Below are 1,218 nucleotides of genomic sequence, written 5' to 3'. Positions count from 1 at the left end.
TTTCGTTTAGCCCGTGAAGATTGAATATCATGTGACTCAGATAAATTTGCTTTTGTATTGGAGGGTCTACTTGAGGCTCTAAAACAAAAGGATATGACCTGTCAGCTAGTAGATGGTCGGCGGTCTGAGTGAATACGTAGCGATGAGCATGAAAAGCTTCAAGTGCTTTCTTGGTGTCATCAACCACCTTAAATTGTTGCTCGCCCTTGGCTTGTACGATTTTGATTGCCCAGCTTCCAACAGTTTCTTTGCCTATAGTTCCCAAGCAGGCGGCAATAGCTTCTTTGGCGGCGTTCTGCTTATAAAATGCCGTATTTTTCCTTATTTTGAGAGAGTTTTCTTCGGTATTCGGGAGTGATACGCGATTCCAGAGCATTTCGCTGTAGGCGATATATGCGGATTTCAGAGAGTCGGTGGAGGAGGTGTCAACAGTCTCAGTCAGTTCAAAGTCAATAAAGTCAAAGAATGTGACTATTTCAGCTGCATTATTATAGGTGAGGTCATTATCGAAGAACCTTTCGGTTAGTGTAATGATCAAACCCTGTCGCTCTGGAAGGAACCTAGAATCGCTCTCAATAAAGAAGCTAGGGACAGATGATCTTTTGCCACCATTGATCAATTTACTTTTCTTTCGGGCTGGATATAGGAGTCGTCCTATGTAGATGCTCTTATGTCTTTTCTCAGTTGTTGGCCAGCACAGGCGAATCCTACCTATATCAGAGATACGAAGAGATGCAGGAAGAAAATCTGGGTCGGTATCGATAGTAGATGGAAATACATCTATAAATTTATCGATCATGCTTACTCCGTATCCCAAGGGAAGTCTTGATTGTATAGAGCGTTTTCAACCGCCCTGTTTTTGTTACGTCTATCTCTAACAAACTCATCAAAGTCCAAGTATCTCTGTGTCGATGACTCTGATCGATGGCCCAATATAGACATAACTTCAAGAATGATGTCTGTTGGGGTCATGTTTGTTACCCTGGCTTTTCTGACAAACTCCATTCCTTTTGTTGCTCGGAGATCATGGAATCTAAAACCCATCCAGTTAGAGTCTTTGTGTTCCTTTATCCAAGGTATTAGTCGCTGATTGTCGAAGTCGTTGATTGAATTGCCTATAAAGTTGCCAACTCTTCCTCTGTCCTTGAGAACCAGTGTGTGTGAAAGGTCGGGGTTTTGTGCATCGGCTCGATGTCGTTGAGCAACGTAGAAAGGGTT

Annotated in this window: 2 protein-coding genes; both read right to left on the bottom strand. The window is 42.7% G+C overall.

From position 1 onward, the window contains the following. On the bottom strand, positions 1-799 hold a 799-nt coding region (locus tag ACT3XD_RS19600; RefSeq protein ID WP_444280702.1), incomplete at its 3' end, for a hypothetical protein. Between the two features lie 2 nt (positions 800-801). After that, on the bottom strand, positions 802-1,218 hold a 417-nt coding region (locus ACT3XD_RS19595), incomplete at its 5' end, for a hypothetical protein (RefSeq protein ID WP_444280701.1).

The organism is Halomonas sp. AOP7-B1-5 (genome assembly GCF_052353045.1).
GTDB lineage: Bacteria > Pseudomonadota > Gammaproteobacteria > Pseudomonadales > Halomonadaceae > Vreelandella > Vreelandella colorata.
This window is presented reverse-complemented; position numbering and strand designations above follow the sequence as displayed.